General features: G+C 73.6%; 16 protein-coding genes. 7 read left to right on the top strand and 9 right to left on the bottom strand.

Annotation, left to right across the window (positions count from 1 at the left end):
- Positions 1 to 11: 11 nt before the first annotated feature.
- From C892_RS29715 to C892_RS0127150, 4 genes are all read right to left on the bottom strand, one after another.
- Positions 12 to 374 carry a DUF742 domain-containing protein gene (locus C892_RS29715; RefSeq protein WP_017539433.1) on the bottom strand — a complete coding sequence of 121 codons (363 nt, stop codon included), beginning with the start codon at positions 372 to 374 and terminating at the stop codon, positions 12 to 14.
- A 51-nt stretch (positions 375 to 425) separates the two neighbouring features.
- Positions 426 to 851, bottom strand: a complete 426-nt coding sequence (locus tag C892_RS0127160) for a roadblock/LC7 domain-containing protein (protein ID WP_017539432.1) — start codon at positions 849 to 851, stop codon at positions 426 to 428.
- A gap of 70 nt (positions 852 to 921) precedes the next feature.
- Complete coding sequence (locus C892_RS29710) at positions 922 to 2,577, bottom strand: sensor histidine kinase (RefSeq protein WP_086003179.1); 1,656 nt, start codon at positions 2,575 to 2,577, stop codon at positions 922 to 924.
- Between the two features lie 595 nt (positions 2,578 to 3,172).
- Entirely contained in the window at positions 3,173 to 4,783 is a 1,611-nt protein-coding gene (locus C892_RS0127150) for a choice-of-anchor A family protein (RefSeq protein ID WP_017559785.1), read from the bottom strand.
- Between the two features lie 284 nt (positions 4,784 to 5,067).
- Between C892_RS0127150 and C892_RS0127145 the strand changes: the two genes are divergently transcribed.
- On the top strand, positions 5,068 to 6,348 hold the full coding sequence (locus C892_RS0127145) for a hypothetical protein (protein WP_017559784.1): 1,281 nt from the start codon (positions 5,068 to 5,070) through the stop codon (positions 6,346 to 6,348).
- A 46-nt stretch (positions 6,349 to 6,394) separates the two neighbouring features.
- Here C892_RS0127145 and C892_RS0127140 read toward each other — a convergent pair whose 3' ends face one another.
- Positions 6,395 to 8,410 (bottom strand): hypothetical protein, encoded by a 2,016-nt coding sequence (locus C892_RS0127140; RefSeq protein ID WP_239647556.1) that lies wholly within the window; start codon positions 8,408 to 8,410, stop codon positions 6,395 to 6,397.
- A gap of 165 nt (positions 8,411 to 8,575) precedes the next feature.
- Positions 8,576 to 9,223 carry a TetR/AcrR family transcriptional regulator gene (locus tag C892_RS0127135; RefSeq protein ID WP_017559782.1) on the bottom strand — a complete coding sequence of 216 codons (648 nt, stop codon included), beginning with the start codon at positions 9,221 to 9,223 and terminating at the stop codon, positions 8,576 to 8,578.
- 171 nt (positions 9,224 to 9,394) lie between these two features.
- On the opposite strand from C892_RS0127135, the gene C892_RS0127130 reads away from it, so the two are divergent.
- Positions 9,395 to 10,570 carry an acyl-CoA dehydrogenase family protein gene (locus C892_RS0127130; protein WP_017539427.1) on the top strand — a complete coding sequence of 392 codons (1,176 nt, stop codon included), beginning with the start codon at positions 9,395 to 9,397 and terminating at the stop codon, positions 10,568 to 10,570.
- A 124-nt stretch (positions 10,571 to 10,694) separates the two neighbouring features.
- On the opposite strand, the gene C892_RS0127125 is transcribed toward C892_RS0127130, so the two are convergent.
- Entirely contained in the window at positions 10,695 to 11,069 is a 375-nt protein-coding gene (locus C892_RS0127125) for an FKBP-type peptidyl-prolyl cis-trans isomerase (protein ID WP_017559781.1), read from the bottom strand.
- A gap of 337 nt (positions 11,070 to 11,406) precedes the next feature.
- On the opposite strand from C892_RS0127125, the gene C892_RS0127120 reads away from it, so the two are divergent.
- From C892_RS0127120 to C892_RS0127105, 4 genes are read left to right on the top strand one after another with little or no spacing between them, the layout of a single operon-like run.
- Positions 11,407 to 12,657: a hypothetical protein gene (locus C892_RS0127120; protein WP_017559780.1), complete on the top strand. Its 1,251-nt coding sequence runs from the start codon at positions 11,407 to 11,409 to the stop codon at positions 12,655 to 12,657.
- Positions 12,654 to 13,859, top strand: a complete 1,206-nt coding sequence (locus tag C892_RS0127115; RefSeq protein WP_017559779.1) for a toxic anion resistance protein — start codon at positions 12,654 to 12,656, stop codon at positions 13,857 to 13,859. Before C892_RS0127120 ends, C892_RS0127115 begins: the two co-directional genes overlap by 4 nt.
- On the top strand, positions 13,856 to 15,526 hold the full coding sequence (locus tag C892_RS0127110) for a VWA domain-containing protein (RefSeq protein ID WP_017559778.1): 1,671 nt from the start codon (positions 13,856 to 13,858) through the stop codon (positions 15,524 to 15,526). The genes C892_RS0127115 and C892_RS0127110 overlap by 4 nt, the downstream gene beginning before the upstream one ends.
- Positions 15,513 to 16,241 carry a hypothetical protein gene (locus C892_RS0127105; RefSeq protein ID WP_239647555.1) on the top strand — a complete coding sequence of 243 codons (729 nt, stop codon included), beginning with the start codon at positions 15,513 to 15,515 and terminating at the stop codon, positions 16,239 to 16,241. Before C892_RS0127110 ends, C892_RS0127105 begins: the two co-directional genes overlap by 14 nt.
- 384 nt (positions 16,242 to 16,625) lie before the next feature.
- Here C892_RS0127105 and manA read toward each other — a convergent pair whose 3' ends face one another.
- Complete coding sequence (gene manA, locus C892_RS0127100) at positions 16,626 to 17,822, bottom strand: mannose-6-phosphate isomerase, class I (RefSeq protein ID WP_017559776.1); 1,197 nt, start codon at positions 17,820 to 17,822, stop codon at positions 16,626 to 16,628.
- A 1,156-nt stretch (positions 17,823 to 18,978) separates the two neighbouring features.
- Between manA and C892_RS0127095 the strand changes: the two genes are divergently transcribed.
- A complete protein-coding gene (locus C892_RS0127095; protein ID WP_017559775.1) occupies positions 18,979 to 20,355 on the top strand; it encodes a GntP family permease in 1,377 nt (458 codons plus the stop codon).
- On the opposite strand, the gene C892_RS0127090 is transcribed toward C892_RS0127095, so the two are convergent.
- Positions 20,339 to 21,106 (bottom strand): FadR/GntR family transcriptional regulator, encoded by a 768-nt coding sequence (locus tag C892_RS0127090; RefSeq protein WP_017559774.1) that lies wholly within the window; start codon positions 21,104 to 21,106, stop codon positions 20,339 to 20,341. The two genes, C892_RS0127095 and C892_RS0127090, sit on opposite strands and share 17 nt — an antisense overlap.
- Positions 21,107 to 21,240 lie beyond the last annotated feature (134 nt).

The raw sequence follows: 21,240 nt of genomic DNA, 5'->3' as shown, positions 1-21,240 counted from the left end.
TCGTCCGGGCATCACTGGAAAAGTCGTTCGAGACCACGGAGAGCCCTCTCCAGAACCTGGTTTTCCGACGGGCTGGAGCCCGTGATGGTGGGGTGGATGTACACGAGGCCCAGCTCGGCGAGGTCGCTGAGCAGGACCTGGGCGACCCCCAGCGGAATCTTCAGCTCGGCCGAGACCTCGGCCACCGAGCGCGTCTCCCGGCAGAGCAGGTAGATGTCCTGCGACTCGGGCATCAGGTTCTCGGGCGGGTCGTGGCCCGGGTCGCCGGTGGACACGAGCGTCTGCACCATGAGCGGATGCCGCGACCGGGTCCGCCCACCGGTGAAGGTGTAGGAACGGATTCGCGTACCGTCCCTGCGCCTGCGGTTGCTCATAACAGTGGCATCCTCTTCATGATCCGTGCCGAAATCGCCCTGGCCACCGCGTCAACTCCCGATCACCTCGCGGAGCTCGGTGCGCAGCTGGGGGGTGAGGACGTGCGCGACGCGCTCGACCAGGCGCGTCATCTCGTAGGCGACGACCTGCATCTGCGCACGCCGGTCGCTCAGCACCGCCAGGCACGACCCGTCGCTGATGGCCATCACGATCAGGTGTCCCTCGCGCATGCGCACGATCAGCGACTGGCACTCGCCCTTGTCGAAGAGCTTGGACCCGCCCAGGGCCAGGCTCTGCAGACCGCTGGCGATGGCGGCGAGCTGCTCGGCGTGCTCCCCGGGGAAGTCCCGGGAGGCGGTCAGCAGCAGGCCGTCCGAGGAGACGACGATCGCGTGCTCGGCCCCGTGGGTGTCGCGGACGAAATTGGAGACGAGGAAGGAGAAGTCCTCGGCGCTCACGGTCAACTGCTCGTTCATGGAAGTACCCGCCTCTTGTCAGCAGTGGTGTGGGATCCGTGCGGCGCGGGCCCGCCGGCCGGGCGCCCGTTCACTCCTGCTCCCGGCCGGTTGCTCGGCGCTCGCCTTCGAGGAAGCCGTCGAGCTCGTCGCGGATCTGGGCGGCCCTGTCCTCCACCGGCCCTTCGTCGCGGCGGCCGTGGCGCCCCTGGGCGGCCGCCCCGGAGGCGTTCGCGCCCCCTGCGGCGTTCGCGCCGTCCTCGGCGGCCAGGTCCTGGGCGATCTGCTGGAGCATCGCGGCCTTGGCGGGGTCGCGGTGGGCACTGCGGCGCGGGAGGCCGGCCTCGGTGACCGCGGACTGGGGCGGGGTCCCGGGCGGCGGCGCGGCCGGACGGGCGGTGTGCTGCGGCGGGCGGGGCGGCAGCGACGGCGTGTTGCGGCTGGCCGTCATGCCCTTGCCCCGCTCGGGCCGTGGGCCCTTGTCGGTGAGCAGGTTCGCGGGGACCACCGCGTAGGCGCTGACGCCGCGGAAGGCGCGCGCCTCCAGCTGGACGGTCAGACCGTGCCGGTAGGCGATGCGGCTGGCGACGTACAGGCCCATGTGGCGCAGGGCGCGCTGGTCGAGCCGGGGCGGGCCGGAGAGCCGGGAGTTCAGGTCGCTGACCTCTTCTCGCGGCAGGCCCACCCCCTCGTCCTCCACGATGTAGAGCAGGCCGCCGTCGGCCATCGGCTGGGCGCTGATCACGACCTGGGCGTGCTCGGGCGAGTGCTGGGTTGCGTTGTCCAGCAGTTCGGCGAGCAGGTGGCTGATGTCGTCGGCGGCGGTGCCCAGCACGAACCCGTTGGGCAGCCGGCCGACCTGGACCCGCGGGTAGTCCTTGATCTCGGAGATGGCCGCGCGGGCGACGTCGAGCACCGAGACCGGCTCCTCGTCGGGCTCGACCACGGGCTGGTCGGTCAGCAGCAGCAGGTTCTCGCTGTGCCGCCGCATCCGGGTGGCCAGGTTGTCGATCTCGAACAACCGGTCCATCAGGCTGGGGTCGTCGGCGGTGTCCTCCAGCTCCTCGACCGTGGCCAGCAGGGCGTCGACCAGGTTGAGGTCGCGCATCGCCATTCCGGCCACGAAGTCGGTCATGCGCACGGCGTCCTGGCGGACCGCCGTGGCGGTCCCGCCGCCGTTCACGGGCATCGGGCCCTGCGCGACGGGGACCTGCCGGCCCTGCGACGGGCCCTGCGAGGGACGCAGCCCGCCGCCCTGGGCCCCGCCCGGGCCGCCGTTCGGCGGCGCCTGCGGACGCGCGTAGCCGCCGGTGCCCGCGGCCCCCGGGGCCGGTCCGGCACCGGAGTAGGGGCCGGGGACGTGGCCGGGGGCCGCACCGGGGTAGGGCTGCTGCGCCGGGTCGGGAACCGCGTAGGGGGACTGCGCGCCCGTCGGGTACTGCGCCGGGTCGGCCGCGCCGGGGGCACCGGGGACGGAGGGCTCGGGCGTGAAGGCCGCGGCCCACTCGGCGGCCTCGGCCGGAGCGCTCTGGGGCGGCCATGCGTCCGGAAGCCGCTGTGTCTGGGTCTGCTGGGTCTGCTGTGCGCCCGGGGCGGGCTGGTCGCGGGCGGCGGGCGCCTGCTGTTCGTACTGCTCGGCGGCGGGATCGGTCACCGGGTCCGGGTCCCTGCGGGCCAGGCCCATGCGGGACATGAGCCGGCGGAACCGTCCGGGCTGCCTGTGGCGTGCGTTCTCGTTCGTCATCATGTGCGTTAACGGGTTGCCATCGCGACCTGGCGGTGACGGCGCGTCTGCCACAACACGTCTCCTCAATCAGGTGGGGCGAGCTACGGCCGCGGGGTCGCCCGTCGCGCTCATCGGGGGCGAGCGCAGCGGCACCGCGGGTGGAACCGACCGGGACGGAATGGGACGCTTCGGCCATTCCACCCCGTTGGGGAAAGCGGCCTCCGATCACAGGGGATAAATTCGCACACCGAAGTCGAGGTTTCGGTCGAACCATACGCCGTTCGACCGATTCGATGGCCCACGATAGCAAGCACGACACGCCCGCATCAGGAAAACGACGAGAATCCAGAGAACTCGCAAACGCCCAGCACACAGCGGATGCGGACACGAACGGGGGCCGCTCGGCACCGCTTCGCACCATTCTCCCGGAAGCACCCCGTTGCATTCGGAGGCCACCGCACTCCTACTAAGTTGATTAGCAATCCACGCACCCGACTTTCACCACGAAACCACCGCGATCCGGACAGAAAAACCCGCCCCGGCCGGAAATTCCGGCCGGGGCGGGTGCGCGGGTGCAGACGGTCCGCGGCGCCGGGGCGGCGCCCCGTTCGGCGTCTTAGCCGGGGCCGTCTCCGTCGGCCCGCCGCCTCCAGGACGCGTAGACGGCCAGCCCGCCGAAGGCGAGCAGGACCAGCGCGGCCGCGACGAGTCCGGCGATCTCTGGCCCGGTCAACGGAAGTCCGCCGCGGTCGGGCGCGGGCGCGTCGTCCCCGGCGTCACCGTGACCGCCGTCCCCGCCCCCGCCGTCGGGCCCTGGCGTGGGCCCGTCCGTGGGCCCATCCGTGGGTTCGGGCGAGTCGGTGGGCTCGGGCGTCGGCCCGTCCGTCGGCTCGTCCGTCGGCCCCGGCGAATCCGTGGGTTCCGGCGACACGGTCGGCTCGGGCGTCGGCCCCGGAGAGTCCGTGGGCTCAGGCGTGGGCGTCGGACTCGGTTCCGGAGAAGGCGACGGCTCCGGCGAGGGGCTCGGCTCGGGGGACGGACTCGGGCTGGGCTCCAGCGTCGGACTCGGCGTCGGCTCCGGGGACGGCGTCGGACTGACACTCGGACTGGGGCTCGGCGTCGGCGTCGGGCTCGGCCCGAGGTTCCTGCAGTCCGGCAGGTCCCCGTTGAACGGGTAGGCGTGCAGCTCCTGGCCGCCGCTCCCGCCGTCGGACTCGTGGGACAGGGTCCCCGTCGTGAAGAAGCGCCCGTTGGTCCCCGGAAGGGAGAGACGGGTCGTGCTGCCCGGCTCACCGACCAGGACGCTGCCCTGGAACTGGCCGGTGCCCTTCAGGTTGACTTCGGTGGCGTCGGGGAAGTTCCACAGGATCCTCTCCCGCAGGCCGTCCGGCAACTCGCCCATGTACGTGTTGATGGTGCGCCGGTCGCCGGTGACGTTGATGAGCACCGTGGCGTCGGTCGGGATGTCCACGAACGAGAAGCCCTGCTGGCCGCCGTCCGTGTTCGTCAGGTCGAAGTCGACGTTGAAGACCTGGAGCGAGGAGGTGCCGTCGCCGGTGAAGACGGTCGTGTGCCCCTGGTTGTCCGCGGTCCCGGTGGCCTCGCGCTGCTCGCCGTGCGGATAGGCGTAGCAGTCGCTGGCCGCCGCCAGTTCGGAACGCAGGTCGGCGTACGGGGCCGCCGCATCGGGGTCCTGGACCTCCTCGGGGACGACCGTCCCCTGGAGCTCTCCGCCGTAGCGGACGACACCGTGGACGCTCCCCTCCTCGGCCAGGACCCGCTGCCCGTCGGCGACGGTGACGTTCCCGCCGGCGGTGAGGAAGTCGGTCCCGTCGTCGGGCGGCACCCGCGATCCGACGCCGGCGACGCCGACGTTGTAGATCTGTGAAGCACCCTCGCGCTTGTCCATGTCGAAGTCGCCGAGGACGACGACCTTGCCCTCGGCCTCGGCGGCGCCCTCCCGGACGAGCATGTCGCCGCCGACGAAGACGTTGATCCCGTTGTCACGGCCGGCGATCGGCCCGTTGTCGACCTCGGGGTACGGGTCCGGGCAGTCCCCCGGGACACAGGGCCCGAGCCCGCCCGGCAGGGTCGCGGCGACACTGGAGAGCGCGAGGGCCCCCGCGAGCACGGCGGCCCCGGCGGCCCCCGTCCCCAGGAGGACCACGGCACGCCGCCCGGTCGACCGCCGCTTCCGGTCACTCGCGACGTCGAGGTTGGTTCCCATACACCAAGCGTCACATTCACTACGAAGAGTAATCACGACCGGCAACGCGGCACCGAGTAAATACTTGACCATCACTCGACCCGCTCCCCTCACCCCGGCCTCGTCGATCCTCCTGGCGCCCCCAGGGGGACGCGCTTCCACTGGGACCGACCGGAGCGCTCTCTGCCCTGGTGGCCGCAGCCATCGGGCAGCTGCCAGCCGCCCTATGAGGGCGATTGCGACGGGGAACCGCGGTCACTCGGTGAGTAGGCTCCCACTAACGGAAAGCCCGGGAGGCCGCGCCCATGGCCGAAGACGACGCCTCGCACGTGACGAACACGGTTTCCGAGAACCACGGGACCGCGTTCTTGATCGGGAACGTCTACGGGTCGGTCGTCCTGCCCCGGCGGGGTGGGCGTCTGGCCGCCGTCATCGCCGTGACCGTGCTGGGCGTCGCGATCGTCCACGGGATCGTGCTCGCCCGCTATGCCGAGTTCTACCGGGCCCTCGGGGTGGGACTCGGCGAGGTGCCGGTCGGGTACGGCGAGTTCGTCGCCGCGACCGCCGAGACGGCGCTCTTGGCCACAGCCGTCCTGGTGGTGCTCATCGTCGGCTACGCCACGGGGGCGGCGCTCGTCCCCTCCTCGCCTTCCCCTGGGCTCGCCGTCCCTGCGGCGGCGCTGGCGACGGTCGTCTATGCGGCCTGCCTGGTCGCGTCCGCCTACGGGGCCGCGTACGCCTCCCTCCTGCCGTGGCTGCCTGCCGGCGCCCCCGACCTGGCGGCGACACTGGTGGTGGCGGTCGTCGGCGTGGGGTGGATGGGCACCGCGACCCGCCTGATCAGAGGCGAGAGCACCTACGCCTACCTCCTCGGGGTCCTGGTCGGCGCCGCCGCGATGGCGGCCACCGCCGCCATCGCGCTCGCCCTGAGGACGTGGCTGCTCCCCCAGCCCTGGCCGCTGCTCGTCTTCCTCGCGGGGAGCGCGGCGCTGGTCCTCTTCCTGCGGCGCTGGTACCGAAGGAGGGCCGGGGCGGATGCCGCGGACGACGCGCACGACGGCGGCGGGCCCGAGGCGCTGGTCCGCCCCCGCGACCTGCTCACCCGGCTGCGGCACGACCTGGTGCCCTTCTCCGACCCGCGCGAACTGGGGTCGCGCGTGCCGGGGGCACAGGCGCGCAGGACCGCGGTGGTGTTCCTGGTCGCCTCGGGGCTGGTGGGGCTCTTCGGGCTGGCCGGCTACCTGGTGGCCGTCGGGAGCGCGATCGACGCGGGGATGGCCGTCCGTGAGTACGGCTACCTGCCGCCGGAGCGGTCGGCCCTGGCTCTGCCGCGGACGGTCCGCCCGGTGGAGGTGGCCCCGGCGGGCACCGACGCCGACCCTGCGGGCATCTGTGCGGGCCCTGAGCGCGCGGCGACCCTGATCGGCCGGAGCGACGGCACCGCGTGGCTGCTGCTGCGCCCGGTGGAAGAGGACCGGGCCGCCCCTGAGGTGGTGCCGGTGTCGACCACCGAGTACACCGTCCGCCTCCATCCGGACAGCGCCCTGGGCAGGAAACCTTGGACGCGTCCGGTGTGCGGCGGATAGAGGAAGGTCCGCCACTGGAGGTACAGAGACCCGATGGAGGACCGGCTCATTCGGATCGTTCAGACTCCGGACCACCGAAGACCTGGTTCGCGGCATCGTGGATCCAGCGCTGAAGGGAGACGATGTCCATGCCGTGGTCGTCCAGACCGGTCTCATCGCACCATTGGTAGACCATCCTGTTCGCCGTGACGATCCTCCGATTCATGGCCTCTTCACTCCCGCCTGGTGCTCCAGCGACGGCGCTGACCATGATCGTGGCGGCGACGTCCCCCACGTCGTCCCTTCTCAGGTAGCGGGGGAGCCACACGTCGGCGGCCTTGGCGAGGCTCGCCTTGCACGCCTGGTCGAAGAGCACTTTCCACGCTCGGACCGTCTCCTGCCCCAAGCGCCACCCCTCCGCCTCGTCCGAGGCCGCGCAGGTCTCCATGAGCAGGGCCGGGGTCCCGTCCTCGGCCCTGGAGAGCATGGCCGCCAAGGTCTCACAGGCAAGGGAGGCGCGGCTCCCCGACTCGGATTCCGTCCAGTCCTCGAGTTCATCGATGACCTCTTCCCGCATCCCCGAGCGGGCCAGTTCTTCGAGGGCATCGATGACCGATCGGCGGACCGCCTCGGCCTCCGAGGCCGCCAGCCATCTCAGCCTCAACAGCGCCGAACTCGGAATGACCTTCCCGTACTCGGCGCACACCCGCGCGGCCACCGTCGACTGCTGGATGGTCGGCCGCCTCTGTGCAATGTCGTAGACCCTACGGCGGATCCTTCTTCCGAAATCGGGGGCGGAGGCGACCAGTGCACCGAAACGGGTTGCGGCCGCGGACGTCTGCGTGGTCCTCGACAAGGCGTTGAACAGGTTGTTCGCTGTTTCGTCGTCCCCGTTCCGCATGAGAAGGTCGGCCCACCGCTCGGCGGCTTCCCTTCCGTGGCCGTCGGAGGATTCCGCGATCGACCGGATGCTCCATTCGACAAGGCGGTCGCGGAGCCGCGGATGCTCCTGCCAGACGTAGTCGAGCACGGCGCTGTCGTATTCGACCTTCTGGAACCTCAGGCGGCCACTGCCGTCGCGCACGGCCCCGATGTTCTTCAGAGCCTCGTCGACCCCGGGCCCGACGAGGCCGCCCGCATCGCCCGGCGGCAGTCCGAGCATCCCGGCGAGGCGGTCCGCCGAGACGAGCACCTCCACCGCGTCGCGCCCTGAGAGCATCGCCCCGGCGATCAGCAGCACGCGGGGCCAGGCGCCGTTCTCCCCCTCCTTCTCCTTGAACCAGTCCTCCAGCTCCTTCCGCCAGTTGCTGAAGGCGTCCAGCGCCGTTCCGATCCACGCCCCCTGCTCGGCCTCCGCTCCGGAGGTCTCCAGCGCCATGCGCGCCAGGCGCACGGCGTCGGCGGGGAGGGCGGTGGCCATCGCCCGGCGGACCCGGTCGTCCACGAGCCAGGCCGACAGCCGCTCTTCCCCGACGAGGAGCCGGAAGTGGGCGGCGAACACGTCCATCGCGGGCGGGCGCACGACGGTGAAATCACTCCCCGGCGGGAGTTCGGCCCCGTGCCGCCCCGGGCCGAGGACGACCGCCGTTCCGGCCCCGGCCGAACGCGCCCGCGCGCCGAACTCCAGGACGTCGTGGAGCAGCCCGAGGTCCGCGGTCCCGTGGCCGGAGAGGTCGATCAGGTACCCGTCGCCCGCGTCGATCCGGATTCCCTTGAGCCGCCGCCCCTCCCGCCCCTCGGGGTCGAGGACCAGCCGGTGCACCCGCAGGCCGGCCGAGGCGAGCAGCGCGACGGCCGCCACCGTCCTGCCGCTCCCCGGTTCACCGAGGAGGAACGCGGTTCTCCCGCCGGCCTCTCCCCGGAACCGCGCACGGAAATCCGCGAACTTCTCGGGCTCAGCGGGGACGAACGCCCGCCTCAGGTATTCCTGGTACTCCGGAGGCACCCTCTGGGCCTCGGCTCCGGGCTCTCCCATGTACAGATGGATTCCGCCGTAGATCGCCCCGGCCTGCAGCAGGGTCGATATGAACCCGGGGTTCTCCACGTGGTTCTCAGTTGCGGTGCCGTGCGGCCGGTCATCCAATGCGCCCTCCGGCAACGAGGTCACACGCTCGGAAACGCCCGATCGTACCAACCACCGCGGGGACGCCTTCGCCCGTAGGCCGGTGAGGTCCGCGGAGCGGGCATCGTGCCGCTCTCCACACGGACGTCCCCGCTACCGGAACGCGCGTTTCGCCGGGCGGTCCCTTCACACATGGTCGTCCGGCCGCACCCGCACCTTCTCGAAGGTGGCCTCCAGGCCCGCCAGGAAGGCCTCCAGGGCCAGTTCGAAGCTGTCCTCGTCGATCTCGGCGGCGTGCTCGGCGAGCTTGTGGGCCTGGAACAGGTTGGGGTAGCGGTCCCGGTAGACCTGGACGTCGTCGTCGAAGCCGCGGGCGAAGGAGTTGATCGCGCCGCCGACCACCAGGTACTTCGTCGAGGCGCCGATCATCGTGGCGTGCCTGGGCGGCCACCCCGCCGCCACGAGGCCGCCGTGGACCGCGTCCGCCCGGCGCAGGGCCTCCTCGCGGCGGCCGGGCCCCACCGCGATGACCGGGACGAGGTTGGGGTGGGCCGCCAGGGCCCGGCGGTAGGAGCGCGCCCACACGGTCAGCCCGCACCGCCAGTCGCCCTGCTCGAAACCGGACACGTCCACGCCCGCCATGATCTCGTTGGCGATGTCGGCCAGCAGCTCGTCCTTGGTCCGGTAGTGGCTGTACAGGGACGCCGCCTGCACCTCCAGTTCCTGGGCGAGCTTGCGCATGGACAGCCCTTCGAGGCCGTCGCGGTCCACCAGCCCCAGCGCGGCGGTGCGGATGCCCTGGCGGGTCAGGAGCGGGGTCTTCGGGCGGGCCACTGCTCGTCCTCTCGGTCGTCGCGCGGGTCCGGCCCGCGGTGTTCGGGTGTCGAACGATCCTGCCATGCCCCGCGCGGTCCGCGCGGACGGCGCCGCCCCCTTGCGGTCCGGCGGCAGGGCGGTCTACGGTCGAGTAACCGAACACCGTTAGGTTGAGAATGGAGCACGGGAATGGTGGACTTCGCCCTCACCGATGAGCAGAAGGGCGTTCGCGACTGGGTCCGCACCTTCGTCGAGCGCGAGCTCATGCCCCTGGAGAACGAGGTGCTGCGCCGCGAGCGGGCGGGCGCCGCCCCCGGGCTCACCGCCGAGGAGAACCGCGAGCTGCGCGCGCTCGCCCGCAAGTCCGACTTCTGGGGCGTGCAGACGCCGCCCGAGTACGGCGGCATGGGGCTGGACGCGGTCACCGCCGCCCTCATCGAGTCCGAGCTCGGCCGGACCTTCGTGACCTTCAAGTTCGGCGGCGAGGCCGACAACATCCTCTTCCACGCCGACGAGGAGCAGCGCAAGCGCTACCTGGTGCCCACCATCGAGGGCGAGCGCAAGTCCTGCTTCGCCATCACCGAGCCGGGGGCCGGCTCCGACGCCAAGAACATCCGCACCCGGGCCGTGCGCGACGGCGACTCCTGGGTGATCAACGGTGAGAAGACCTTCATCACCGGCGGCCACGAGGCCGACTTCGCGCTGGTCTTCGCCGTCACCGACCCCGAGAAGGGCGCCGACGGCGGTGTCACCTGCTTCATCGCCGACCGCGAGATGGGCTGGACCTCCGAGCCCATCGACACGATGGGTGAGCGCCGCCCCGCCTCCCTGGTCTTCGAGGACGTGCGCGTCCCGCACAGCAACATCCTCGGCGAGGAGGGCAACGGCTTCCGCCTGGCCATGCAGTGGATCGGCAAGGGCCGCTACCTGCTGCCCGCACGCGCCATCGGGGCCTGCGAGCGCCTGCTGGACATGGCGGTCCGCTACGCCAAGGAGCGCACCACCTTCGGCGCCCCCATCGCCGACCGCCAGGCCATCCAGTGGATGATCGCCGACTCGGAGGTGGAGATCGAGGCGCTGCGCCTGCTGGTGCTCCAGGCGGCCTGGCAGGTCGACAGCGGCGCCGACTCGCGGCACGCCCAGTCCATCGCCAAGCTCTACGGGGGCCAGAAGGCCAACGAGATCGTCGACCGGGTCATGCAGATCCACGGCGGCATGGGCTACACCCGCGAGCTGCCGATCGAGCGCTGGTACCGCGACCTGCGGCTGCTGCGAATCTACGAGGGCACCGACGAGATCCAGCGCCGCACCATCGCCCGCGACCTGCTGACGGGCCGTGTGAAGGTCGGCGCCTCGCTCGGGTGAGCCCGCCCGGTCCGCTCCCGAGAGCGGTCCCCCGGCAGGAAGGGCGCGAAAGGCGGACGGGGCCTCCCGAGCGGGGAGGCCCCGTCCTTCGTTCTCCCCGGCGCCCGGGGACGGCCGGTCCGCGTCAGCCGACCTCGACCAGGTCGATCACGAAGACCAGGGTCTCGTTCGGCTTGATGACGCCGCCGGCGCCGCGGCTGCCGTAGGCCAGGTGCGGCGGGATGACGAGCTTGCGGCGGCCGCCGACGCGCATGCCCAGCACGCCCTGGTCCCAGCCGGGGATGACCTGGCCGGCGCCGAGCGTGAAGCGCAGCGGCTCCCCGCGGTTCCAGGAGGCGTCGAACTCCTCCCCCGTGGAGTGGGAGACGCCCACGTAGTGCATGGCGAGCTTGGAGCCGTGGCCGGCCTGCGCCCCCTCGCCGATGGTGACGTCCTCCACCTGCAGGTCGGCCGGCGGCGGGCCGTCGATGAAGTCGATCTCGGGACGCTCCAGCGCCATGGTTCCTCCCCCTGTGTTCCGGGCAACGGCTCCCCAGCGTAGTGGCGGCGTGAAGCACGTTGCGCACGTGACGGAGGGGACCGCGGCGGCCACGGGGAGTCGGCCCCGGGTCCCGGCCGGGCCCACCGGATTCCGGGACGGACGGGCGGATGCGGGACCGCCCCCTGATATCACCGCGAATCCCCGCCCCTCGGGCGTTTGGACACGCTCCCGTCACCGCCCCGCCGACGGTGCGCCATCCCTGTGACAGGGCGCGGTCCGAGACTCGGCGTACGGGGTGCGCGGGTCCCCCGGGCCGCCGGGGCGGCGGCCCACGCGCCCCCTCGACGGGAGGCGCATGCGCCGGATCACCGCACTCGTGGTGTCGGGCCTGCTCGTGGCAGGTGTCATCGCGGCGGTCGTATGGAACCTCGCCGGTCCCGCACCCCAGCGCGTCACTGGCGTCATCGGCTCGGAGAAGGCCGCCTACTTCGACGACCCCGACGTCGCCGCCCGCCTGGCCGACCTCGGGTACGAGGTGGAGGTGCGCACCCGCGGGTCGCGCTCCATCGCCCGCGCCGACCTGGACGGCGCCGACTTCGGCTTCCCCGGCAGCGACCCGTCCGCCGAGGCCTTCCAGCGCGAGCACGGCACCGAGCGCGAGTACCGCCCCTTCTACTCGCCCATGGTGGTGCTCAGCCACCGCCCCGTCGCCGAGGCCCTGCGCGAGGCCGGGGCCGCCGCCGAGGAGGACGACGGCACCTGGACCCTCGACATGGCCGCCTACCTCCAGCTCACCGAGGAGCGCACCCGCTGGCGCGACCTTCCGGGCGGCGGCTACGAGGGCGCCGGGCGCAGCGAGGTCCTGGTCCGCACCACCGACCCGCGCACCTCCAACTCCGCGGCCATGTACCTGGCCGTCGTCGCCTACCTCCTCAACGGCGAGGATGTACCGCAGGAACCCCCCGCCGGCGAGGACGCCGAGCGCATCGCGCGCCTCTTCCTGGCGCAGGACGCACCGCCGGAGAGCTCCAAGCAGCCCTTCGACCAGTACGCCGCGCTGGGCGCGGGCCACACCCCGCTGCTGTGGGCCTACGAGGCCCAGTACGCCGGGACCCGCGGGTCGGGCACCGGCCTGCCCGAGGGGGCCGTCGTCATGTACCCCGCGCCCACCACCGTCTCCAACCACACGCTGCTTCCGCTGACCGACGCCGGGGACGAGGTCGGCCGCCTGCTCACCGAGGACCCCGAGCTGCAGCGGCTCGCCGCCGAGCACGGCTTCCGCACCGCCGACGCCGAACAGTTCGCCACCGCCGCCGAGGAGGCCGGCCGCCCCGTGCGCACACAGGTCGCCGACGTGGTGAACGCGCCCGCCTTCGAGGTGGTCGAGGGCATGCTCTCCGGCCTGGAGGACGCCTACGCCGACGGCGGCATGCCCGCACCCGCAGAGGAGGCGTCGGGCATCGGCGGGGACGGGGCCGACGACACCGGTGACCGCGGCACCGACGACCGCGGCACCCGCGACCCGCGCGACGGCGCCGCCCCCGCCCGCCCACCGGGCATGGGCGCGCCCCCGTCCCGCCCGGCCACGACCCCGGAGACCGCATGAACGAGGACCGCACCGCCCCCCTCACCCCGCCCGAGCCGGAGCCGCCGGTGCTCACCCCGCCCGAGCCGGTCGAACCGGTACGCCCCGAACGCGCCGGGGCGCTGGTCCCCGTCGACGACGCCAAGCGCGCCGAGCTGCGCGAGCGCGCCGAGGCCTACGTGAGCGGCCTGTCCGGGCTCGACCCCCGCTCCCCCGAGTTCGCCTCCCGCACCGCCGACATCGCCGCCCTCGGCGAGGACGAGCTGCGCGCGTCGGCGCAGTCGGCCGACCGCATGCTGAAGCGCTCGGTGACCGCGCTGGCCGACGCCAAGGGCGAGGGCGCCGACGCCCAGAAGCGCGTCGGCCGCGGCCTGCTGGAGCTGCGCCGCACCGTGGAGGACCTCGACCCCAAGGACGCGGCGCGGCCCGCCGGCCGGAGGCTGCTGTCGTTCCTGCCGTTCGGCTCGCCGATGCGCGACTTCGTCAACAAGTACAAGAGCGCCGACGCGCACATCAACCGCATCGTCGTGGCCCTGCGGTCGGGCCAGGACGAACTGCGCAGGGACAACGCCGCCCTGCAGAACGAGCGGGAGCGGCTCTGGGAGACGATGGGCCGCCTCCAGGAGTACGTGGTGCTGGCCGAGGCGCTGGACGGGGCGGCCGCGCAGCGCATCGCGGAGGTCGCGGCCGAGGACCCCGAGGCCGCCTCCCGGCTCCGCGCGGACGTGCTCTTCCCGGTCCGCCGCCGCCACCAGGACCTGCTCACCCAGCTGGCGGTGTGCGCACAGGGCTACCTGGCCCTGGACACCGTGCGGCGCGGCAACGACGAGCTGATCGCGGGCGTGGAGCGGGCGGCGGCCACCACCGTCTCGGCGCTGCGGGTGGCCGTGACCACCGCGCAGGCGCTGGCGAACCAGAAGCGGGTCGTCGAGCAGGTGGACGCGCTGCGCGGGACCACCGAGGACATCATCGCCGCCAACGCCGAGATGCTGTCCGGGCAGGGCCGGGACGTCCAGCGCATCGCCGCCGACCCGGCGGTGGGCGTGGAGACGCTGCGCTCCTCCTTCCGCAGCATCTACGCCTCGATCGACCGCATCGACGCGTTCAAGGAGCAGGCGGTGGAGAACATGGCCGCCACGGTCGAGGCCCTGCGCACCGAGCTGGAGGGCGCCGGGGACCACCTGGCCCGCTCGCGCACGCGCGACGGAGGTGAGGGCCGGTGAGGCGCCCGCCGCACCGCGCGGGCGCCGGTGTGCGCGCCGCCGCGGCCGCCGCCGTCCTGGTGCTCGCCGCCGCCGGGTGCCCGGCCGGCGGGGAGGGCTCCGGGGCGCCCGGGGCGGGCGAGCTGCGGGTGCTGGCCGGCAGCGAGCTCGCCGACATGGAGCCGCTGCTGGAGCGCGCCGCCGAAGAGACCGGCGTGGAGGTGCGCATGGAGTACACCGGAACCCTGGACGGGGTCGAGCAGATCGTCGCCGGCGACGCGGAGGGCCGCTACGACGCGGTCTGGTTCTCCTCCAACCGCTACCTGAACCTGCGCCCGGAGGGGCGCGGGGCGCTCCGCCGCGAGGTGCCGGTCATGGCCTCGCCGGTGCTGCTCGGGGTCGGCCCGGACCGGGCGCGGGAGCTGGGCTGGGACGTCGGGGACGGCTCCGTCACCGGAGTCGCCTGGTCCGACATCGCCCGGGCGGTGGACGGGGACGGCCTCGACTACGCCATGACCTCCCCCGCCGCCTCCAACTCCGGGTTCTCCGCCCTGGTCGGGGTGGCCGCGGCGCTGGCCGACACGGGCGCGGCCCTGGAACCCGCCGACATCGACGGCGTGACCGGGGAGCTGGCCGGCTTCTTCGCCGGGCAGACCTTCACCGCGGGCTCCTCCGGCTGGCTGGCCGAGGAGTACGTCGACCGGAGGCAGGACCCGGGCGACCGGCCCGCCCCGGACGCGATGATCAACTACGAGTCGGTCCTGATGTCGCTGGAGGAGGACGGGGTCCCCGGCGGCCTGGTACCGGTCCACCCCTCCGACGGCGCGGTGACCGCGGACTACCCGCTGTCCCTGCTGGAGTCCGCGGACGAGGACGCGGGCCGGGATTACGGCGCGCTGGTGGAGCACCTGCTGTCGGCGCCGGTCCAGGAGGAGATCGCGGCCACGACCCACCGCAGGCCGATGGAGCCGGGGGCCGTGCCCGAGGAGGCCCGCGGCTCCTTCCCCCCGCTCCCGGAACTGCCCTTCCCCGCCACCGCCGAGTCGGCGGACGCCCTGATCGCGGCCTACTACGACCGGATCCGCCGCCCCGCGCGCACGGTGTACCTGCTGGACGTGTCCTCGTCCATGGCCGGGGAGCGCATCGCGGGGCTGCGGGAGGCGGTGCACACCCTGACCGGCGGCGACGCCGACTCGATCGCCGGGCGCTTCCAGCGCTTCTACGGCCGCGAGCGGGTCACCGTGCTGCCGTTCGCCTCCGGCACCCGCCGGGAGCGGACGTTCACGGTCCCCGAGGAGGACCCGGAACCGGTCCTGGGGGACATCCGCGCCCACGTCGACGGCCTGCACCCCGAGGGCGGCACGGCCGGGTACGACGCGCTCGCCGAGGCCTACGCCCTGCTGGAGCGGGAGGACACCGGGGAGGGGTTCGCCTCGATCGTGCTGATGACCGACGGCGAGATCAACAGCGGCATGGACTTCGACGGCTTCACCGACACCCACGCCGGCCTGCCGGCCGGGCTGCGCGGGGTACCGGTCTTCCCGGTGGTGTTCGGCGAGTCCGACCCCGGTGAGATGGAGGAGCTGGCGGAGCTGACCGGCGGGCGGAGCTTCGACGCGCGCGGAGGAGGGGACGGGGACGGCACCGCTCTGGACGAGGCCTTCCGGGAGATCCGTGGGTACCAGTAGCGGGGCCGGAGGATGGCCGGCGGCCGCGCTGCGCTATCTGATGTCGCTGCGGAACCTGTCGGGCGCCGCGGCCGGCCTGGTGGGCGTGGTGGTCGCGTTCGCCGGGGTGTTCGGGGCGTACTGGCCGCTGGCGGTGGCCGCGCTGTACACGGCCGGTGCGCTGGCCGCGCCGCCGGAGCGGGTGCGCCTGGGCGGGGCGGGCGCCGGGCGCACGCCCCGGGACCTGCGCCGCGACCTGGCGGCACTGGCCGAAGGGGTGGAGCGGCGCCGGAGCCGCCTGCCCGGCGCGGCGTCCGAGCGGTTCGACCGGCTCCGGGCCAAGCTGGCGGACCTGCTCCGCCTCGACGCCGATCTGAGGGCCGACCCCGACACCGCCTATGAGCTGGAGCGGGTGGTGCGCACGGACCTGCCCGAGGCGGTGGAGGCGTACCTGAACCTGCCGTGGCGGTTCGCCGCCGGGCGCAGAGCGGACGGTGCCGGCGGTGCGGACGGTGCGGACGGTGCCGGTGGCGGGAGCGGCACGGACGGCGCCGCCGGGGAGCTGTGCGAACAGCTCGACCTGCTGGAGGCCTCCGTCGACAAGGCGGCCGACCGGCTGCTGGAGGCCCGTGCCCGCCGCCAGCGCGACCACACCTCCTACCTGCGCGCCCGGGAGCGGACCGCTCCCTTGGACCCGCCCGGCGGCCGTGGGGGGCGCCGCCCCGAGGACCCGTGACGGTCGCGTCCGCTGGAGCAGTGGAGTTTCCGTCCGACCTGTCCAGCGCCATCCTCACGGCTCTGCATCAGGCCCGAGGCGCCTGCGCAGCCCTGACCGGGGCCCGTCCGCCGAAAAGGCCGCCGACGGCCGCACCGCCCCGGCGGACGCCGTCCCCGTGACGGTCGCGGGCGGCAGGGGCACCGCCGCGGCAGTTCACCCGAACCGTGCTCCACCGGGCCGCTGCGGCAGCACCCCGGGACTGGGGAGACGGCGCCGGGCGGACCGTATACGAACCCCGAAGAACGCGGGGGTCGCCCTGGCCCGGAAGACCACCGGCGACCGCGGCAGCGCCCGTGCCCACCCGGGCGCGTGGGCTCCGCGCCCGCCGATGGCGCCGCGGTGTCAGAACCCGACCGTCGCCGCCACCACGTGGCCGGTGCCCTCGACCTGCACGGCGCCGCTGCTCGCCGGGACGAAGACCGACTGCCCGCGCGTCAGCCGCGTGTGCGCGCCGCACTCCGAGCGCAGCTCCGCCCCTCCGTCCAGGGCCAGCAGGATCGACGGCGCGCCGCCGGGCATCCTGGCCTCGATCGGGCCCGGGCCCAGCACCGCCAGGGAGAACTCGTCCACGCCGGGGCGGTACTCGCTGCGCCCCTCCACCGGAACGGGGCGGGTGTAGGGGATCGGCAGCACCGAGAAGTCGACGACCGCCAGCAGCTCGGGCACGTCGACGTGCTTGGCGGTCAGCCCGGCCCGCAGCACGTTGTCGGAGCTGGCCATGATCTCCACGGCGGTCCCGCGCAGGTAGGCGTGGACGTTCCCGGCCGGCAGGAAGAGCGCCTCCCCCGGGCGCAGGGTGATCCGGTTGAGCAGCAGCGCGGCCACCGCTCCGGGGTCGCCGGGGTAGCGCCGTACCAGGTCCAGGACGGTGGCGTGGTGGGTGCCGCCGCCCCGGTGGGCCCACTCCTCGATGAACTCGGCCAGGCCCTGGTCCAGGTCGCGGCTGTCCAGGGTGAGGATGCGGGTCATGGCCGTGCGCAGCGCGATGTGCGGGTCGGGGGCGGCGAGGTCGGCGCGCAGGCGGCGGGCCAGCTCGCACCGGATGCCCGCCAGGTCCCCGAGCGCCGCGACCGGGTCGCGGAACCCGCACAGCGCCTCGAAGGGCTCCAGGGCCAGCACCAGTTCGGGCTTGTGGAAGGGGTCGCGGTAGTTGCGGTCGGCGGCGTTGACGGGGATGCCCTCGGCCTCTTCGGCGGCGAACCCTGCGCGCGCCCGGGCCTCGTCGGGGTGGGCCTGGAGGGAGAGGGGGGACTCGGCCGCGAGCACCTTGAGCAGGAAGGGCAGGCGCTCGCCGAAGCGCGCGACGGTGTCCTTGCCGAGGACCTCCTTGGGGGCGTCGGCGATGAAGGCGTCGAAGGCCGTCTCCGCACCGGCGCCTCCGCCGTCTCCGCCGGTGAGCAGGGTGCTGGGGGCCGCGGGATGGGCGCCCATCCACAGCTCGGCTTGGGGGCTGCCGTCGGGCTCGGCGCCGAGCAGCCGGGGTATGGCCTCTTTCGCTCCCCAGGCATAGGGGCGTACCTGGTTGATCAGCCTGTGCATCCGCGCTGCTTCTTCCCGTTCCCGTCGCTTCGTCGCCGCCGGCGGCCCCGCCGCGGTCCCCGCGCCCCTCGCCGGGGAGGGGAGCCGATGCCAGTGTCGCGGAGGCGGCCCGACCTGTCTGCACGACAGGCTCTACCTGTGCCGGTGGTGCAGGCCCCACCCACCAGGCGGACACGAAGTTACCGATTGGTTTACCTTCCGCGCCGCACGTTGTCCAGCCCGTGGGCCGCCCCCGGCCCCGCCCGCCCTCGGTGCGGGTCCACACGGTCACGCTGCGGGAACCGAGTGCGACGGGGGGGGCGGGCCGCCTCCGGTGGGCCGGGGCGTGCGCCTCCGAGCCCTGAGTACGGGCCGCTCCCGACCCGGCGTTCACGAGGGGCCGACCGGTAAGGGCCGACCGGTGGGGAGCGGCAGGCACCCCCATGGGGACACCCGCTCCTCGCCACCGGGCGTACCGAACGCCCCAGGAATCGCCGAGGCATCGGACGTGGTGAATCCCCCGTTCTCGGGGCCCCGCCCAGGACCAGGGCCATTGAAGGGGGCGATTGCGTCCGACCTGCTCAGGGCGGTCCGTGCGCCTCTGGGGCGCACGCCCTCCTGTGTCGGGGCCTTGACCTGCCCTCTCCCCGTCGGCGAGGGGCCGGCGGGCAGCGGGCCGATGGCGGTCGTGTCCGCCCGAAGCCGCACCACGCAGGTGGACGCCATCCCGCCCGGTGCCTTGCTCGCATCGCACCAGCCGTCCGACCGCCCCCTTCGGCGACACCCCCGTTGATCTCGGGCAAGCCGGGGTAGTACCGGCGAGTATTCCCCCGACTCTCCCGAGATCAACGGCGAGGAGGGGAGCGGCGGCCCTCTGAAGGACGCCGTTCTCCAGCACCGGCTCCCCACCCCGAGCCGCCCTGAGCCGCCCCGTGCGGCCCCTGCCGGTACGCACACGGAGGGTCACCGGGCGCCGGTCACGCAGGGGCGCCGGACCCGGAAACGCCCCGGTCACATTTCCTTACGCCGGTGGTCACACAGCCTCACAAATGGTATTACCATTGGCCGACAGCGCGATCGGGGTCACACCCGGCCCGGCCCGACCCGTCGGCCGAGCGAGGGCACCGGGACCTCCCCCCGACCGCGCCGAGCACCCCTCTCCCGTCCGGAGGACCCTGTGGAAACAACCGCTCCCACGCTCGGCACCGGCCCGCTGCTGCTCATCGCGGCGGCCGCGATCGCCGTCCTGCTGTTCCTGGTCATCAAGGTCCGGCTGCATGCCTTCGTCTCGCTGACCCTGGTCAGCCTGCTCGTCGCACTCGCCACCCGGATCCCCCTCACCGACATCGTCCCCACCATGCTCGACGGCTTCGGCGGAACGCTGGCCAGCGTCGCCATGCTCGTCGGACTGGGCGTGATGATCGGGCGCATGCTGGAGGTCACCGGCGGCGCCGCCGTCCTGGCCCAGGCCCTGATCCGGCTCTTCGGAGAGAAGCGCGCGCCGCTCGCCCTGGGCGTGGCCTCGCTGCTCTTCGGCTTCCCGATCTTCTTCGACGCCGGGCTGATCGTCATGCTGCCGATCGTCTTCAGCGTCGCCCGCCGCCTCGGCGGCTCCGTGCTGCTCTACGCCCTTCCCACGGCCGGCGCCTTCGCCGTGATGCACGCCTTCGTGCCGCCGCACCCGGGCCCGGTCACCGCCAGCGACCAGCTCGGCGCCCACATGGGCGTCACCCTCCTGGTGGGCGCCGTCCTGGCGATCCCCACCTGGTACATCGGCAGCTACCTGTACGCCCTCTACGCCGGCCGCCGCTTCGAGCTGCCGGTGCCCGACGACTTCACCTCCGAGGGCGAGCTCAGGTACGAGCGCCCCCCGCACGTGGCCACCGTCCTGGGCATCCTGCTGCTGCCGATGCTGCTGATCTTCTGCAACACCGGCATCTCCACCCTGGCCACCGCCGGGATCGTGAGCGAGGAGCCGGCCTGGGTGCAGGCGATGCTGCTCATCGGCCAGACCCCGATCGCGCTGCTGATCACCGCCATCGTGGCGATGTTCGCCCTGGGGAGCGGGCGCTACCCCCGCGACCGGGTGGAGCAGATCGTCAACGGCGCGCTGGGCCCGGTCTGCTCGATCATCCTCATCACCGGCGCCGGCGGCATGTTCGGCGGGGTGCTGCGCTCCAGCGGCATCGGCGAGGCCCTCGCCTCCAGCCTGGAGTCGACCGGGCTGCCGGTGATCGTGGCGGCCTTCGTGATCGCCACCGCGCTGCGGGTGGCCCAGGGCTCGGCCACGGTCGCGCTCACCACCGCCTCGGCCCTGGTGGCCCCGGCGGTGGCGGCGTCCCCGGGGCTGAGCACGATCGACCTGTCGCTGATCGTCATCGCCATCGCCTGCGGCTCCACCGTGCTCTCCCACGTCAACGACTCCGGGTTCTGGCTGGTGGGCCGGTTCCTGGGGATGGACGTGGCGACGACGCTGCGCACCTGGACCGTGATGGAGACCCTGATCGGCGGGGTGGGCTTCGTCCTCGCCCTGGTCCTCAGCCTGCTGCTGTAGGGCCGCCCGACCCCTGGGCCCCGGGGTCCGTCCCTCCGGGGCCCAGGTCCTGCGAGCCGTCCAGCGCCTCGACGACCTCGTCGACGATGGCGCGCATGGCCGCCTCGGCGACCTGGGGCAGGCCCCCCTCGATCGCCGAGGCCACGTGCCGGTGCAGGCACAGCGCCTCGGGGCGGGGGGTGGGCGGCATCAGGCTGTGCTCGGTGCGCCCGGCCAGCACCTCGGCGACCACCCCGGACAGCCCGGCGAACATGTCGTTGCCGGACAGCTCCAGGATCCGCCGGTGGAACTCGATGTCGAGCTCCAGGAAGGCCTCCAGGTCGCCGCGGCGGCCGGTGTCGGACATCCGCCGCTCCAGCTCCGCCAGCGCGGCCCGCTCCCGGGGGGAGGCGAGCCGGGCGGCGGCGGCCGCGGCCGGGGGCTCGACCGCGGCGCGCAGCCCGTTCAGCGAGCGCAGCTGCTCCAGGCGCCCGGGACCGGCCAGCCGCCAGCGGATCAGCTGGGGGTCGAACACGCTCCACTCCGAGCGCGGGCGCACCCGCACCCCCGTCCGGGGGCGGCTGACCACCAGGCGCATCGACTCCAGGACCCGGACCGCCTCGCGCGCCACGGTGCGCGAGACGCCGTACTCGCGGACCAGGCCGTCCAGAGTGAAGACGTGGTCGGGGCCGTAGCGGCCGGCCGCGATCGCCGGGCCCAGCTCCGCGAGCACGCGGTTGTGCAGGGTGCGGTGGTCGGACTCGCGGCTCATCGGGCTCCTCGGCTCGCTGGGCCCCGGCGCGCGGGGGCCGGGGGCGCGTCACGGGCGGCGCCCCCTATTGATAACACTATTGAAGTCGGGCGTCCGGGGTCCCGCGGCCGGACGGACGCCATCTCACGGGGAGG

It is taken from the genome of Nocardiopsis baichengensis YIM 90130 (assembly GCF_000341205.1).
Lineage (GTDB): Bacteria > Actinomycetota > Actinomycetes > Streptosporangiales > Streptosporangiaceae > Nocardiopsis_A > Nocardiopsis_A halophila.
Note: the sequence above shows the minus strand (reverse complement) of the source record. Positions and strands in the feature narration are given on the sequence as shown.

Bases quoted from the DNA above. Each gene is read 5' to 3' on its own strand.
- C892_RS29715 (WP_017539433.1), bottom strand. From the start codon at position 374: ATGAGCAACCGCAGGCGCAGGGACGGTACGCGAATCCGTTCCTACACC.
- C892_RS0127160 (WP_017539432.1), bottom strand. From the start codon at position 851: ATGAACGAGCAGTTGACCGTGAGCGCCGAGGACTTCTCCTTCCTCGTC.
- C892_RS29710 (WP_086003179.1), bottom strand. From the start codon at position 2,577: ATGATGACGAACGAGAACGCACGCCACAGGCAGCCCGGACGGTTCCGC.
- C892_RS0127150 (WP_017559785.1), bottom strand. From the start codon at position 4,783: ATGGGAACCAACCTCGACGTCGCGAGTGACCGGAAGCGGCGGTCGACC.
- C892_RS0127145 (WP_017559784.1), top strand. From the start codon at position 5,068: ATGGCCGAAGACGACGCCTCGCACGTGACGAACACGGTTTCCGAGAAC.
- C892_RS0127130 (WP_017539427.1), top strand. From the start codon at position 9,395: ATGGTGGACTTCGCCCTCACCGATGAGCAGAAGGGCGTTCGCGACTGG.
- C892_RS0127125 (WP_017559781.1), bottom strand. From the start codon at position 11,069: ATGGCGCTGGAGCGTCCCGAGATCGACTTCATCGACGGCCCGCCGCCG.
- C892_RS0127120 (WP_017559780.1), top strand. From the start codon at position 11,407: ATGCGCCGGATCACCGCACTCGTGGTGTCGGGCCTGCTCGTGGCAGGT.
- C892_RS0127115 (WP_017559779.1), top strand. From the start codon at position 12,654: ATGAACGAGGACCGCACCGCCCCCCTCACCCCGCCCGAGCCGGAGCCG.
- manA (WP_017559776.1), bottom strand. From the start codon at position 17,822: ATGCACAGGCTGATCAACCAGGTACGCCCCTATGCCTGGGGAGCGAAA.
- C892_RS0127090 (WP_017559774.1), bottom strand. From the start codon at position 21,106: ATGAGCCGCGAGTCCGACCACCGCACCCTGCACAACCGCGTGCTCGCG.